The following is a 14,706-nucleotide window of genomic DNA, read 5'->3' on the forward strand; positions in this document are numbered from 1 at the left end:
TAACGCTTCTCCTAGGATTACCCCTAGGACCTGCAGCGATCACGTTCGTCAAACAAGGCGGCCTTCAATGGAGGGATACCATATATCTGCAGCAGCTCTCGGCTTTTCCTTGTTCGTTCATCACGAGCTGTGTTGATGCGTCTGCACAGCGTTCGCCATAGTTGACGAAATTCCCATTGCTCAAACGCAGGTCGGACCCGCTTCTTCTTAGGCGTGAATGTTGTGGTGATATTTGATCGGTTGCCACGCAATCCTTGCCCTGCAGCCCATTTCACAATGGCTTTGCCGAGCATCATGTCCCATTGCAGCGTCTTGTCGGTTGGATGCCGCTTTGCGTTCTTCGGCAACTTGTCGAAGGAAGCGTAGTAATCCCGGCGCCAGGGAATGAACTCCCGCATCACCTTGTCATCGATGTCCTCGACGGCCAGGTGGCCAGCGTATTCTCGCCAAAACTTCGAGACTCGCTTAATCTGCCGCAGCATCCCAGCCGAGGTCTTGCCGTGCGCATGATCCCGTTCACGGAAGCGGATGTAGTCGTCAATGACGGCGGAGAATAATTTGGATTTTGGCGGAAGGCCTTGCTCGGCCCTGTGTTCTAATTGGAACAGCAGCCTACGGCCTAGCTGAACTGCGGTCTCCTCGACTGTCGTCTTCAACGATCGAGTTACATATTTCCGCGGTGAAAGTCGCAGGCGGGCGTAGTAGGTGCCGTTGCGCCGAAAAACCGTGAGCCGGCCATCCTCAAGATAGCGAGCGCCGACCATTCGTGGTGCCCCTGAAGATCAGCAAGCACCACACGAGACGAAATGCTTTCAACGGTTAGACGGCTGAAAAATTCACAGCGGGTGAATCGTCCGTCTAACGCATTGAAATCACTGGTTAAGCGTACCGGCCGTGGCAGTGCTTGAACTTCTTGCCGGAGCCGCAGGGGCAATCCTCGTTGCGGCCGACCTTGCCCCAGCTTGCGGGGTTCTTCGGGTCGCGCAGCGCGGCGTCGGTGGCCTGCGGGGCCAGCGAGACGCTGGCGATGGCCATCTCGTCTTCGCCGGTATCCGGATTGAGCTTGTGCGCTTCCATCTGCGGCAGCGCGGGGGCTTCCTGCTCGGGCGGCACGATCTCCACCCGCATCAGCTGCGCCGTGACTGCCTCACGCAAATGGGCACTCATCTCCTGGAAGAGGTTGAAGGCCTCGGTCTTGTACTCCTGCAGCGGATCGCGCTGGCCGTAGCCGCGCAGGCCGATGACCTGGCGCAGATGGTCGAGCATGATCAGATGCTCGCGCCAGAGATGGTCGAGCGTCTGCAGCAGGATGGTCTTCTCGACGTAACGCATCACGTCGGGACCCCACTGCCCCACCTTGGCCGCCATGTGCTCGTCGGCCTTGGTCTCGATGCGGTTGAGCAACTCCTCGTCGGCGATGCCTTCTTCCTTGGCCCAGTCATCGACGGGCAGGTCGAGATCGAGCACGCGCTTCAATTCTTCCTTCAGGCCGGCGACGTCCCACTGCTCGGCATAGGCGTGCTCGGGCACGTGCTTGGCGACGAGATCTTCGATGAAGGCGTGACGCATGTCGGCGACGGTCTCGGCGACGCTCTCGTCCTTCATCAGGTCGACGCGCTGGTCGAAGATCACCTTGCGCTGGTCGTTCTGGACGTTGTCGAACTTGAGCAGGTTCTTGCGGATGTCGAAGTTGCGGGCCTCGACCTTTTGCTGCGCCTTCTCCAGCGCCTTGTTGATCCAGGGATGGATGATCGCCTCGCCCTCTTGCAGGCCGAGACGCTGCAACATGCTGTCGAGGCGGTCCGAACCGAAGATGCGCATCAGATCGTCTTCCAGCGACAGGAAGAATTTTGAGCGGCCGGGGTCGCCCTGACGGCCGGAACGGCCGCGCAGCTGGTTGTCGATGCGGCGGGATTCGTGACGCTCGGAACCGATGATGTAGAGGCCGCCCGGCTTCTTGACGGTCTTGGCCGGCTTCGAACCCTTGGCCGGTTCGATCTCGACTGTTTCTTCAGCCTTCAGCACGATGTCGCGGAAATGCTCGATATCGGCCTTGATCTGCTCGATCTTCTTGGCCTTCTCGGCCTCGTCCGCGATATCAGCAGTCTCCTGCTGGATGCGCATTTCGAGCGAGCCGCCGAGCTTGATGTCGGTGCCGCGGCCGGCCATGTTGGTCGCGATCGTGATCGCGCCGGGAACGCCGGCCTCGGCGACGATATAGGCTTCCTGCTCGTGGAAGCGCGCGTTCAGCACCGCGAACAGCTTGGCCGGCTTGTTGGCACGCGCCGCGGCGTACAGCTTCTGCATCGAGTTCTCGTTGCCGAAATCGATCTGCCGGTAGCCGTGCTTCTTGAGATATTCGGCAATCACTTCCGACTTCTCGATCGAAGCCGTGCCGACCAGCACCGGCTGCAACCGCGCATTGGCGCGCTCGATCTCGGCCAGGATCGCGGCGTATTTCTCGTTCTGGGTGCGATAGACCTCGTCGTCCTCATCGAGACGGGCGACCGCCAGATTGGTCGGGATTTCCACGACCTCGAGCTTGTAGATGTCGAACAGCTCGTCGGCTTCGGTGAGCGCCGTGCCGGTCATGCCGGCGAGCTTTTCGTACATGCGGAAGTAGTTCTGGAACGTGATCGAGGCCAGCGTCTGGTTCTCGGGCTGAACCGTAACGTGCTCCTTGGCCTCCAGCGCCTGGTGCAGGCCTTCGGAATAGCGGCGACCCTGCATCATACGGCCGGTGAACTCGTCGATGATCACGACCTCGTCGTCGCGGACGATGTAATCCTTGTCGCGCGTGAACAGCGTGTGGGCGCGCAAGGCCTGGTTGATGTGGTGCACGACCGAGACGTTCTCGACGTCGTAGAGCGACTCGCCCTTGAGCTGGCCGGCATCGCGCAGAAGACCCTCGATCTTCTCCATGCCAGCTTCGGTGAGGGTCACCGTGCGCTGCTTCTCGTCGACCTCGTAATCGGTCTTGTCGAGCCTGGGCAGGAAGCTGTCGATGGTGTTGTAGAAATCGGAACGGTCGTCGAGCGGACCGGAGATGATCAGCGGCGTGCGCGCTTCGTCGATCAGGATGGAGTCGACTTCGTCGACGATGGCATAGAAGTGCGGTCGCTGGACCATGTCCTCGAGCCGGTACTTCATGTTGTCGCGGAGATAGTCGAAGCCGTATTCGTTGTTGGTGCCGTAGGTGATGTCGCAGGCGTAGGCCGCCTTGCGCTCGGCATCGTCGAGGCCATGAACGATGACGCCGGTGGTCAGGCCGAGGAAACCGTAGATCTGGCCCATCCAGCCGGAGTCGCGGCGGGCGAGGTAGTCGTTGACGGTGACGACGTGGACGCCCTTGCCGGCGAGCGCGTTCAGGTACACCGCGAGCGTCGCCACCAGCGTCTTGCCTTCGCCGGTCTTCATCTCGGCGATGTCGCCCTCATGCAGCACGATGCCGCCGATCAGCTGAACGTCGAAATGACGTTGGCCGAGCGTGCGTTTGGCGGCCTCGCGCACGGTGGCGAAGGCGGGCACCAAGAGGTCGTCGAGCGTCTTACCCTCGGCAAGCTGCTTCTTGAACTCGGCGGTGCGAGCCTTGAGCGCCTCGTCGGAGAGTTTCGAGACCTCCGCCTCCAGCGCGTTGATCGCGTTGACGCGGGATTGATATCCCTTCACCCGCCGGTCGTTGGCGGAGCCGAAAAACTTGCGGGCGAGCGCGCCGATCATGCCTAGTTCCTGTGTTCGCGAATTAACCGCGTTGCAGCCAAGAAGTTGTCACCCTCCGGCCTATCAACTCACCGTGACGCCTTATGGCGCCAGAGCCCGGACTGCGGGGGTTCATCCGCCATATGGGTGGGAATTGGGCTAGTCTGGGTTCAACGGCCAAAAACGCAGCAAAATAAACGCCATCGCCATGGTCGCGACCGCGCAGAGATATGGCCCGGTCAGGGCCTTGTCAACGGCGGGCGCATTGCGGCTAATTCATCATTTTGACAGACTTTTCGCGTTGCCAAGCCCCCCTGAATTGGGCGAGTGTCCGCCCCGCTCGAGCAGCCCCCTGCTTCAACAAAAGGATTTTCCATGACCACCTCGTTCCCGGTAACCACCGGCCTGCGTTTCCGCCCTGCGTCCGCCCTGGCTGGCAGCCTCGCCCTGGCGCTGACCCTGGCCTTCGCAGGCCCGCTCCGGGCGGCCGACGATCCGGTCCTGGCCAAGGTCAATGGTGCTGAAATCAAGAAGAGCGACGTCACCATGGCCGAGGAAGAGCTCGGACCGAGCCTTGCCCAGATGGATCCGGCGACCAAGGACGAAAACGTCCTGTCGTTCCTGATCGACATGAAGATCGTGGCCAAGGCCGCCGAGGACAAGAAGGTCGCTGACGGCGACGAGTTCAAGAAGCGCATGGCGTTCGCCCGCAACCGCCTGCTGATGGACAGCCTGCTGGCCCAGGAAGGCAAGGCGGCGACAAACGACGACGCCATGAAGAAGGTCTATGAGGAGGCCTCCAAGCAGATCACCGGCGAGCAGGAAGTGCGCGCCCGCCACATCCTGGTCGAGACCGAGGACGAGGCCAAGGCGGTGAAGGCCGAGCTCGACAAGGGCGCCGATTTCGCCGAACTCGCCAAGAAGAAGTCCAAGGATCCGGGCTCTGCCGACGGCGGCGACCTCGGCTTCTTCACCAAGGAACAGATGGTGCCGGAATTCTCGGCCGTGGCCTTCGCGCTGGAGCCGGGCAAGATCTCCGACCCCGTGAAGTCGCAGTTCGGCTGGCACGTCATCAAGGTCGAGGAAAAGCGCAATCGCAAGGCGCCGGAGTTCGACCAGGTCAAGCCCCAGATCGAGCAGTACGTCACCCGCAAGGCCCAGGCCGACTACGTGGCAAAACTCCGCGCCGAGGCCAAGGTCGAGCGGCTGGACCAGCCGGCGGCGGACGCGTCCAAGGACGCCAAGCCGGCCGATGCGGCCAAGGACGCGAAGCCCTCCGACAGCAAGATGGCCCCTCCGGCCAAGAAGTAAGAATTTGCTGTCACTTCGGTGACGCGAAGAGTATCTAAGCCTTCCTGATGCCCGGCCCCGCAACGAGGGGCCGGGCATCTGCATATCCAGACCTCACCAAGGCCCCCCGCGATGTCCTCCTCCGTCTCTCCCCTTGCCCCCAAGAATGTTCCTGATATGCCCGTGATCGCGGGCGTCCGTCTTGCGACGGCCGAGGCCGGCATCCGCTACAAGAACCGCACCGACGTGCTGCTCGCCATCATGGACAAGGGCACCGCGGTCGCCGGTGTCTTCACCAAGTCGAAGTGCCCGTCTGCGCCGGTTGAATGGTGCCGTACGAAACTGAAGGGCGGCAAGGCGCGCGCGCTGGTCGTCAATTCCGGCAATGCCAATGCCTTCACCGGCAAGACCGGCCGCGCCTCCACCGCGCTGACCGCGAAGATTGCGGCCAAGGCTGTCGGCTGCAGCGAGAGCGAGATTTTCCTGGCCTCGACCGGCGTGATCGGCGAGCCGCTGGACGCGACCAAGTTCGACGGCGTGCTCGGCCGCCTCGCCGAGACCGCCGAGCCAGGTGACTACCTTGCCGCCGCCAAGGCGATCATGACCACCGACACCTTCCCCAAGGTCGCGACCGCGACGGTGAAGCTCGGCAAGGCCAAGGTCACCATCAACGGCATGGCCAAGGGCGCCGGCATGATCGCCCCCGATATGGCGACGATGCTGTCCTTCATCTTCACCGACGCCCCGATCGCACCCGCCGCGCTGCAGGCGCTGCTCAAGGCTGGTGTCGAGGACACCTTCAACGCGGTGACGATCGATGGCGACACCTCGACCTCGGATACGCTGCTCGCGTTCGCGACCGGCGCTGCGGCCGAGCATGGCGCACCCAAGATCAGCCGCGCCAGCGATCCGCGCCTGAAGGCCTTCGTGAAAGCCTTCAATCAGATCCTTGCCAATCTGTCCGAGCAAGTCGCCCGCGACGGCGAAGGCGCCCGCAAGCTGGTCGAGATCACGGTCGAGGGCGCCAAGACCAAGGCCTCCGCCCGCAAGATCGCGATGTCGATCGCCAACTCGCCGCTGGTGAAGACCGCGATCGCCGGCGAGGACGCCAATTGGGGCCGCGTGGTGATGGCGGTCGGCAAGGCCGGCGAGCCGGCCGATCGCGACAAGCTGTCGATCTCCTTCAACGGCATCCGCGTCGCCAAGAGCGGCGCACGCGATCCTGATTACGACGAGACCCAGGTATCGGAAGCAATGAAGGCGCCGGAGATCGCGATCAAGGTCTCGCTTGGCCTCGGCAAGGGCCGCGACCGGGTGCTGACCTGCGACCTCACGAAGGAATATGTCGCGATCAACGGGGATTACCGGTCCTAGGATCATGGCCGAGCTGAAGCTGACACTGGTGGTGGCCTGCGCGCTGGTCGACGCCGACAAGCGTGTTCTGATCGCGCAGCGCCCGGAGGGCAAGACGCTGGCGGGCTTGTGGGAGTTTCCCGGCGGCAAGTGTGAACCCGGCGAACGGCCCGAGCAGAGCCTGATCCGCGAGCTGAACGAGGAGCTCGGCATCACCGTCGCCGAGCCGTGCCTCGCGCCACTGACCTTTGCAAGCCACGGCTACGAGACGTTTCATCTGCTGATGCCGCTCTACATCTGCCGGCGCTGGGAAGGGATTGTCCAAGCTCGCGAAGGCCAGACCCTAGCCTGGGTGCGCGCCAACAAGCTGCGCGACTATCCGATGCCGCCGGCGGATATTCCGCTGATCCCGCATTTGATCGACTTGCTGATGTGACGACGCATCGTCATTCCGGGGCGATGCGGAGCATCGAACCCGGAATGGCAGCGGCGCTGGGATCACGTCTCTCCCGCCTTCTTCACCGCCTCCGCCAAGCTCGCCTTCGCCGAGCCCGGCTTTAGCGGCTGCTGCTGGCTCGCATGTGGCGCCCAGCCGGACAGCCAGATGATGTCGAAGGTCGCACGGATGCGGCCGTCGGCATCGGCAAAACGCTCGGCATAGATTTCGGCCATGCGGAGCAGCGTCGCGCGTCGCGTCGGCGTGCGCCGCCGCTCGATCAGCACATTGGCCGCGCCCATGCGGCGGAGATCCTGCATCAACGTGAACGCGTTGCCATAGCGCACCACGACGCGATCAACGTCGGTAACCGGCAGTGCAAAGCCCGCCCGCTGCAACAACGCACCGATGTCGCGCAGGTCAGCAAAGGGTGCAACGCGCGGAGAGACACCGCCTTCGCATTCGGCTTCCGCCTCTGCAAAAGCCTGCCGCAGCTCGGTCAGGCTATCTCCGCCGATCATCGCGGCGAGCAGCAGCCCGTCCGGCTTCAGCGCACGGCGAACCTGCGCGAACACGCCCGGCAGGTCGTTGACGAATTGCAACGCTAGAGCCGAGACGACGAGATCGAGGCTCTCGGGCACCACGGGCAATTTCTCGGAGCCCGCAGCGTCGAGCGCGATCCCTTGGATCGAAGGTAACCGGCCGCGCAGACCTGCGAGCCCTTCACCAGGCGTCCAGAGATCGGCCGGTGCGTGAAACTCGCGCATCACCGCGGCGAGCCGGTCGGACATGTCCTCGGCAACCCGGTCGAGCAGGAAGCTCTCGACACCCAGCGCCATTGCACGCCGCTGCCGCGCGTGCAGCAGGGAGCGATCGAACAAGGCGGGTGGGGTCTGCGGTGTCTGAGCCATGCCGCTGGTTACGCCGATCACGACGGTTCTGGCAATCCGGCGAATGCGGCGCTAGCCTCCTTTCATGGAAGCTGATGCCACCCCATCCCGTTCCATTGCCGCACCTTTGCGTGCTGCGTGGACGGCTGGCCGCTATGTGCTGACACGGACGGCAAAGCTCGCGCTCGACATCGCGCTGCCGACGCTGTGCGTGTCCTGTCGCGAGCCGGTCGATGGCGAGGGCGTATGCCCGGCGTGCTGGTCGCGGCTGTCGTTCATTGAGCGGCCCTATTGCCCGCGGCTCGGCATTCCCTTCGTCTATGACCCCGGCCCCGACATGCTGTCGATGGAGGCGATCGCGAGCCCGCCGGCTTACATGCGGGCACGCGCGGCGGTTCGCTATGACGACGTCGCGCGCACGCTGGTGCATGCGCTGAAATACCAGGATCGCACCGATCTCGCGCCCGCCATGGGCCGCTGGATGGCGCGCGCGGGCGGCGAGTTGCTCAACGGCGCCGACATGCTGGTGCCGGTGCCCCTGCATTGGCGGCGGGCCTGGCGCCGCCGCTACAACCAATCCGGCGCGCTGGCGCAGATCATCGCACGGCAGAGCGGAGTGAAGGTGAGAGCTGAGGTGCTGCGCCGGGTGCGCGCCACGGAGCAGCAGATCGGCCTGTCGCGGGCTCAGCGCGCCACCAATGTGCAGGGCGCGTTCCAGGTATCCCCCGACCGTCAGGCCGAGGTCCAGGGCCGGCGCATCATCCTGGTCGACGATGTCCTGACATCAGGTGCAACATTGGACGCCTGCGCCCGCGCCCTGCTGCGCGCCAAGGCGGCCCAGGTCGATGTGCTGGTGTTCGCCCGGGTTGTCGAGATCAGGTAAACCCCCATATAATTCAATAAATTCATGACATGAGAGCGTTTGATCCCATGACCGCTGCTGTCGAGATCTATACTAGGCCGGGATGCGGCTATTGTTCCGCCGCCAGGTCGCTTCTGACCCGCAAGAAGGCGACCTTCACGGAATTCGATGTCGCCAAGAACCCGTCCTGGCGCGAGGAAATGTACGACCGCGCCGGCGCGGGCTCGACCTTCCCGCAGATCTGGATCGGCGGAACTCATATCGGCGGTTGCGACGACCTCTACGCGCTCGACCGCGAAGGCAAGCTCGACGGCCTGCTCGAAAACGTCAAGGCGGTCTCATGAGCGAGGACAGGACCTTCACCGCCGCCATGGTGCAGATGCGCACCGGCCTGATGCCGGGGCCGAGCCTCGCTCAGGCGACGAAACTCATCCGGGAAGCGGCGGCCAAGGGCGCGGACTACGTGCAGACGCCCGAAGTCAGCAACATGATGCAGCTCAACCGCAAGGCGCTGTTCGAACACCTGCAGAGCGAGGAGGACGATACCTCGCTGAAGGCGTATCGCGCGCTCGCGGCCGAGTTGAAGATTCACATCCATGTCGGCTCGCTGGCGCTGCGGTTCTCGCCCGAAAAGGCGGTCAACCGTTCGTTTCTGATCGGGCCCGAGGGCAATGTGCTCGCGAGCTACGACAAGATCCACATGTTCGACATCGAGCTGCCGGACGGCGAGAGCTATCGCGAATCCGCCAATTACCAGCCCGGCGAAACCGCCGTGATCTCCGACCTGCCCTGGGGCCGCGTCGGCCTCACGATCTGCTACGACGTGCGCTTCCCCGCGCTCTATCGCGCACTGGCTGAAAGCGGCGCTTATTTCATCACCGTTCCCTCCGCCTTCACCCGCAAGACCGGCGAGGCGCACTGGCACATCCTGCTGCGCGCGCGTGCGATCGAGACCGGCTGCTTCATCTTCGCCGCGGCCCAGGCAGGCACCCATGAGAACAAGCGCGAGACCTATGGCCACTCTCTGATCATCGACCCCTGGGGCGAGATCCTCGCCGAGGGCGATGTCGAGCCCGGCATCATCATGGCCAAGATCGACCCGGCCAAGGTCGAGACTGCGCGCCGCGCGATCCCATCGCTCCAGCACGGCCGCCGCTTCGGCGTCTCCGATCCCAAGGCCGGGCCGGATCATCTGCATCTGGTGCGGGGATCGGCATGATTCGCTACGCGCTGCATTGCGACCGCAACCATGAGTTCGAGAGCTGGTTCCAGAGCTCGTCGGCCTATGATTCGCAGGTGAAGCGCAAGCTGGTGGCCTGTCCGATCTGCGGCTCGGCCAAGGTCGACAAGGCGATCATGGCACCGCGTATCGTCGGCAAGAAGGGCCGCGGCCCTGCGACACCGCCGCCGGAGCCTGTTGCAACCACCGCTCCCGAGGCCGCCCCGTCAGGACCCACCTCGCTGATGATGGCGCAGGAGCGCGAGCTGCGCGCCAAGCTGAAAGAGCTGCGCGACCACATCGTGAAGAATGCCGACAATGTCGGCGAGCGCTTTGCGAACGAAGCCCGTGCGATGCATTACGGCGACAAGGAGCACCGCCCGATCTATGGCGAGGCCTCGCCTGATGAAGCGAAGTCGCTGATCGATGAGGGCATCGAGGTGTCACCGCTGCCGACCCTGCCGGAAGACCGGAACTGACGCGCAAACCGCGTCAGAAGCCCACCAGCAGCGCCACGCCCACAACGATCAGCACGATACCAATGATCTCGCGCGGCGCGATCGGCTGCTTGAACGAATAGTACGCCACGCCCTGCGCGAACAGCACCTCGACCAAGGCGAGCGTGCGGACATTGGCGGCCGCCGTCAGCGCGAAGGCCAGGAACCAGAACTGCGAGGCGAAGGCGCCCATGAAGCCCGCCAGCAGCGACGGCTTCCATAATCCCAGGATCGACTGAAGCACTTTTGGCGCGCGCCAGAGCAGATAGATCGTCAGGATCAGCGTCTGCACGAACAGGCCGAGCACCAGCGTGAACGACGACGCGGTCACGAAGGACACGTTCGGTACGGTGATGATGGCGCCGCGGAAGCCGACAGCCGACAGCGCAAACGCGGCGGCGGCAACGAGGCCCGTGATAGTCGGCTTCATCTCCGCAAAACTCTTCTCGCCGCCGGGGCGCAGCGCGGTGATGACGACGCCAACGGTCGCGATCACGATCGCCAGCACCTTCAGCCAGGTCAGGTGATCGCCGAGGAAGACGAAGCCGAAGATCGCGGTCTGGATCGCCTCGGTCTTGAGATACGCCGTCGTCACCACGAAGGAGCGGTCGTTCATCGCGAGCAGCATCAGCCCGGTGGCGACGATCTGGCTGAGCGCGCCCAGCAGCAGCCACGGCCAGAACATCGATGGCGGCATGCCGATATGGTCACCGGTTGCGACCAGCACCACGCCGAGAAACAGCAGCGAGAACGGGAAGCCGAACAGGAAGCGGATGTTGGTCGCGCCCCATGTCCCCAGCGGCTTGGTCAGCGACCGCTGCATCGCATTGCGCGCCACCTGGCCGAGCGCAGCGACGACGGTGAAGGGAATCCAGAGGCTGGTGACGGTGAACATGGGGTGGGTGGCTGGGACAGGAGGGTTGTTGCAGCCAACCTGCCGTCAGCTATTCAACGGGTCAACCACACGAACGTCATGGGAGCGATGCTCTCGCAACAAGCACACTGTCGTCCCTGCGAACGCAGGGACCCATAACCCCAGGGAGCAGTTTTGCGGAGGCTGCTAACACGCGCCTCCAACACCGCGCCCTCACCGACAGATTCCGCAGTATGGGTCCCTGCGTGCGCAGGGACGACAGCTTTTGCTTGGTTGCTTAATACCAAATCAAACCAGGAGATCGCTCAGATCGCGCCACTCCAGGTTTTCGCGCTCGATCAACTCGATCTTCCAGTCGCGCTTCCAGCGCTTCAGCTGCTTTTCACGGGCAATCGCCTCTTCTGCCCGCTCGTAGGCTTCGGTATAGACGAGCCGATACACCCCATATCGCTTGACGAATTTCGAGCCCTTGCCGGCGCGATGCTCTTCCAACCGCTTTTAGAGCGAATTGGTGACCCCGATATAGAGTGTTCCGTGACGGCTGCTGGCGAGGATGTAGACGAAGTACATGCTCGAAACGCCCATCTCGGCTAAGGACTGGGGCCTGTGGTTATGGGTCCCTGCGTCCGCAGGGACGACACAGTTCGGGTTGTGAGAGCTCGCATCTCTCTCATGCCACCCTCACACCATCCCTTCCGCCACCACCATGTAGTTCACGTCCATGTCGGACGAGAGCGTCCATTTGTCGGCGAAGGGGGAGTAGACGACGCCGGTCTGCTCGGTGATGACGAGGCGGTTGTCGAGGAGATACTTGGTCAGCTCGTCCGGGGTGACGAACTTGTTCCACTCGTGGGTGCCGCGCGGCAGCCAGCGCAACACGTATTCGGCGCCGACGATGGCGAGCGCAAAGCTCTTCCAATTGCGGTTGAGGGTGGAGACCACCATCAGCCCGTTCGGCTTCAGCATCGAGGCGCAGCGCTTGAGGAATACGCCGACGTCGACAACGTGCTCGACCACTTCCATCGCCAGCACGATGTCAAAGCGCTCGCGCGGGTCGATCTCCTCCACAGTGGTGCAGCGGTAGTCGATCGACAGATGGCTCTTGTCGGCATGCAGCTTCGCGGCGGCAATGTTGCTCTGCGATGGATCGACGCCAATCACCTGCGCGCCGAGCCGCGACAGCGGCTCGCACAAGAGGCCGGCGCCGCAGCCGATGTCGAGCACGCGCAGGCCGCCGAGACAGTTGAGGCTGCGCACATTGCGCTCGAACTTGCGGCAGGCGGCGTCGCGGATGTAGCCGAGCCGCAGCGGATTGATCCGGTGCAGCGGCGCCATCTTGCCCTTGGGGTCCCACCACTCGGCCGAGAGTTTTGAGAATTTCGCGATCTCGGCGGCGTCGACGGTCGAGCCCGGCGGTACGGTGGCAGTTGCGGAACTATCTTGCTGCATGCTCATGGTTACGCGCGGTCCTACCGCGTGGTGATCGAACTACGGAAGGCCAGCGGAGAGGCGATGGTCTTGATCGTCTCGCGTCCTTCGCCGACGCCATTGATGGTCACGTCGCCGTAGTTGAGAATACGCCCAAGGATGGTCTGGTTGACGTCGACACTCTCCACCTTGTCCAGCGCCATTTCAAAGGTGCGGCGCTTGATGAAGCCGATCTTGTGCACAACCCTGAGATTGGTGACGTCGGTTTCAGTGGTGAGGCGATGGAACCAGCCCTTCACCGTCCAGTACAGGGCGGCCAAGGCCACCAGGCCGGAGCCGAACAGGCAGAGGATCATGATGCTGTAGACGTCGCTCTGGCGGGAGACCGCGAACAGGACGATTGCCACGATCCAGGCCAGAATGGCCGGGACATAGAAGATCCAGTGCGCATTGGTCGAATACAGCACCCGCTCGCCGGGCTGCAGGATTTCGTCAATATAGCGCGCCATAACCTCTGATAACCCATTGCCAGGATTGGCCGTGCAGGAACCCGCTTGCCCCCGGCCCCGCCCCTCTGTATACGCGCGGTCGGTATCCCCCTGGGCATCCGTCCGGCGCGGGTCACCATACTGATCCTCAAGAGGGAATGCACGCGTCGTCATGAGCCGTCTCGTGATGAAATTCGGCGGCACGTCCGTCGCCAATATCGAACGTATCCGCAACGTCGCACGCCATGTGAAGCGTGAGGTCGATGCCGGCCATGAAGTGGCTGTGGTCGTCTCGGCGATGTCGGGCAAGACCAACGAGCTGGTGGCCTGGTGCACCGAGGCCTCGCCGATGCACGACGCGCGCGAATACGACGCAGTCGTCGCCTCCGGCGAACAGGTCACCTCGGGCCTGCTGGCCATCGTTCTCCAGGGTATGGGCATCCAGGCCCGCTCCTGGCAGGGCTGGCAGATCCCGATCAAAACCAGCGACGCGCATGCCTCGGCCCGGATCGAGGACATCGACGGCAGCGAGATCATCTCCCGTTTCAAGGATCGCAAGGAGGTCGCTGTCATCGCCGGCTTCCAGGGTATCGATCCCAGGACCAACCGCATCACCACACTGGGCCGAGGCGGCTCCGATACCTCGGCCGTGGCCGTCGCCGCCGCCGTCAAGGCCGACCGCTGCGACATCTACACCGATGTCGACGGCGTCTACACCACCGACCCGCGAATCGTGCCGAAGGCCAAGCGGCTCGACAAGATCGCATTCGAAGACATGCTGGAATTGGCCTCCCAGGGCGCCAAGGTGCTCCAGGTGCGCTCGGTGGAACTCGGCATGGTCCACAACATGCCGATCTTCGTCCGCTCGAGCTTCGACAAGCCCGAGGATATCGACCCGCATGCCAACCAGCCGCCCGGCACCCTGATCTGCGGCGAGGAGGAGATCATGGAAAACCACGTCGTCACCGGTATCGCCTTTTCGAAGGACGAGGCGCAGATCTCGGTGCGCCAGATCGAGGACAAGCCTGGCGTTGCCGCATCGATCTTCGGCCCGCTCGCGGATGCCAATATCAACGTCGACATGATCGTTCAGAACGTGTCCGAAGACGGCAAGACCACCGACCTGACCTTCACGGTGCCGGCCGCCGACCACGTCAGGGCAAAGGACACGATTACCGCCGCCAAGGCCAAGATCGGGTATGCACGGCTGGATACCGCAACCGACGTCGCCAAGATCTCGGTGATCGGCAGCGGCATGCGCAGCCATGCCGGCGTCGCGGCCCAGGCGTTTTCGGCCCTCGCAGGACGGAATATCAACATCCGGGCCATTACAACCTCCGAGATCAAATTCTCGGTTTTGATCGACACCGCCTATACCGAGCTTGCGGTGCGCACGCTGCATACGCTTTACGGCCTCGATCAGGCCTGAGGCGCTACCCGTCTTTCCGGAAAACCGCTTCGCACTTTTCCGGACCATGCCAAGGCTAATTTTCTCTTAGCGGTCGCAGCAAACGCGAAGGTGTACACACCTTCGCGTTTGGCAGGCGTTTTGCTTGGCAAAACAAGCCTCAATTCGCTATACGGCGGACAGGGTGGGCTGCCGCAGACTGTGTCCCAGTTCAGGCGGCGCTGATTCGGCGCAAGCGGTTGTTTGCGCCTGCGCCGGACAA

Annotated in this window: 14 protein-coding genes and 1 pseudogene; 8 read left to right on the plus strand and 7 right to left on the minus strand. The window is 63.3% G+C overall.

Annotated elements, in window-relative coordinates:
• Positions 1-23: 23 nt before the first annotated feature.
• Together XI06_RS18360 and secA are read right to left on the minus strand one after the other, a co-directional pair.
• Complete coding sequence (locus XI06_RS18360; RefSeq protein ID WP_271606074.1) at positions 24-764, minus strand: hypothetical protein; 741 nt, start codon at positions 762-764, stop codon at positions 24-26.
• A 115-nt stretch (positions 765-879) separates the two neighbouring features.
• The gene (gene secA / locus XI06_RS18365) at positions 880-3,720 is read right to left on the minus strand and encodes a preprotein translocase subunit SecA (protein ID WP_237864194.1); all 2,841 of its coding nucleotides are present in this window, start codon (positions 3,718-3,720) and stop codon (positions 880-882) included.
• Positions 3,721-4,074: 354 nt separating this feature from the next.
• On the opposite strand from secA, the gene XI06_RS18370 reads away from it, so the two are divergent.
• From XI06_RS18370 to XI06_RS18380, 3 genes are all read left to right on the plus strand, one after another.
• The gene (locus XI06_RS18370; protein WP_237864195.1) at positions 4,075-5,010 is read left to right on the plus strand and encodes a peptidylprolyl isomerase; all 936 of its coding nucleotides are present in this window, start codon (positions 4,075-4,077) and stop codon (positions 5,008-5,010) included.
• 111 nt (positions 5,011-5,121) lie between these two features.
• Positions 5,122-6,363 carry a bifunctional glutamate N-acetyltransferase/amino-acid acetyltransferase ArgJ gene (argJ, locus tag XI06_RS18375; protein WP_237864196.1) on the plus strand — a complete coding sequence of 414 codons (1,242 nt, stop codon included), beginning with the start codon at positions 5,122-5,124 and terminating at the stop codon, positions 6,361-6,363.
• 4 nt (positions 6,364-6,367) lie between these two features.
• Positions 6,368-6,778 (plus strand): (deoxy)nucleoside triphosphate pyrophosphohydrolase, encoded by a 411-nt coding sequence (locus tag XI06_RS18380; RefSeq protein WP_237864197.1) that lies wholly within the window; start codon positions 6,368-6,370, stop codon positions 6,776-6,778.
• Positions 6,779-6,840: 62 nt separating this feature from the next.
• Here XI06_RS18380 and XI06_RS18385 read toward each other — a convergent pair whose 3' ends face one another.
• Entirely contained in the window at positions 6,841-7,689 is an 849-nt protein-coding gene (locus XI06_RS18385; protein ID WP_271606075.1) for a methyltransferase domain-containing protein, read from the minus strand.
• Positions 7,690-7,753: 64 nt separating this feature from the next.
• Here XI06_RS18385 and XI06_RS18390 point away from each other — a divergent pair, with 64 nt between their 5' ends.
• From XI06_RS18390 to XI06_RS18405, 4 genes are read left to right on the plus strand one after another with little or no spacing between them, the layout of a single operon-like run.
• Entirely contained in the window at positions 7,754-8,551 is a 798-nt protein-coding gene (locus tag XI06_RS18390) for a ComF family protein (protein WP_271606076.1), read from the plus strand.
• A gap of 47 nt (positions 8,552-8,598) precedes the next feature.
• Positions 8,599-8,874, plus strand: coding sequence for a glutaredoxin 3 (gene grxC, locus XI06_RS18395; RefSeq protein ID WP_237864200.1), 276 nt, complete (start codon positions 8,599-8,601; stop codon positions 8,872-8,874).
• Positions 8,871-9,749: a carbon-nitrogen hydrolase family protein gene (locus tag XI06_RS18400; protein ID WP_237864201.1), complete on the plus strand. Its 879-nt coding sequence runs from the start codon at positions 8,871-8,873 to the stop codon at positions 9,747-9,749. The genes grxC and XI06_RS18400 overlap by 4 nt, the downstream gene beginning before the upstream one ends.
• A complete protein-coding gene (locus XI06_RS18405) occupies positions 9,746-10,228 on the plus strand; it encodes a DUF1178 family protein (RefSeq protein WP_271606077.1) in 483 nt (160 codons plus the stop codon). Before XI06_RS18400 ends, XI06_RS18405 begins: the two co-directional genes overlap by 4 nt.
• A 13-nt stretch (positions 10,229-10,241) precedes the next feature.
• On the opposite strand, the gene XI06_RS18410 is transcribed toward XI06_RS18405, so the two are convergent.
• From XI06_RS18410 to XI06_RS18425, 4 genes and pseudogenes are all read right to left on the minus strand, one after another.
• A complete protein-coding gene (locus tag XI06_RS18410; protein WP_271606078.1) occupies positions 10,242-11,141 on the minus strand; it encodes an EamA family transporter in 900 nt (299 codons plus the stop codon).
• Between the two features lie 267 nt (positions 11,142-11,408).
• Positions 11,409-11,690 (minus strand): annotated as a pseudogene (locus XI06_RS18415) (GIY-YIG nuclease family protein).
• A gap of 111 nt (positions 11,691-11,801) precedes the next feature.
• A complete protein-coding gene (gene ubiG / locus XI06_RS18420) occupies positions 11,802-12,575 on the minus strand; it encodes a bifunctional 2-polyprenyl-6-hydroxyphenol methylase/3-demethylubiquinol 3-O-methyltransferase UbiG (protein ID WP_237864205.1) in 774 nt (257 codons plus the stop codon).
• Positions 12,576-12,589: 14 nt separating this feature from the next.
• Entirely contained in the window at positions 12,590-13,057 is a 468-nt protein-coding gene (locus XI06_RS18425; protein WP_271606079.1) for a PH domain-containing protein, read from the minus strand.
• A gap of 151 nt (positions 13,058-13,208) precedes the next feature.
• Here XI06_RS18425 and XI06_RS18430 point away from each other — a divergent pair, with 151 nt between their 5' ends.
• The gene (locus XI06_RS18430) at positions 13,209-14,465 is read left to right on the plus strand and encodes an aspartate kinase (RefSeq protein ID WP_237864206.1); all 1,257 of its coding nucleotides are present in this window, start codon (positions 13,209-13,211) and stop codon (positions 14,463-14,465) included.
• Positions 14,466-14,706: the final 241 nt, after the last annotated feature.

Origin of the sequence: Bradyrhizobium sp. CCBAU 11434, from assembly GCF_028128895.1 — a bacterium.
Lineage (GTDB): Bacteria > Pseudomonadota > Alphaproteobacteria > Rhizobiales > Xanthobacteraceae > Bradyrhizobium > Bradyrhizobium zhengyangense.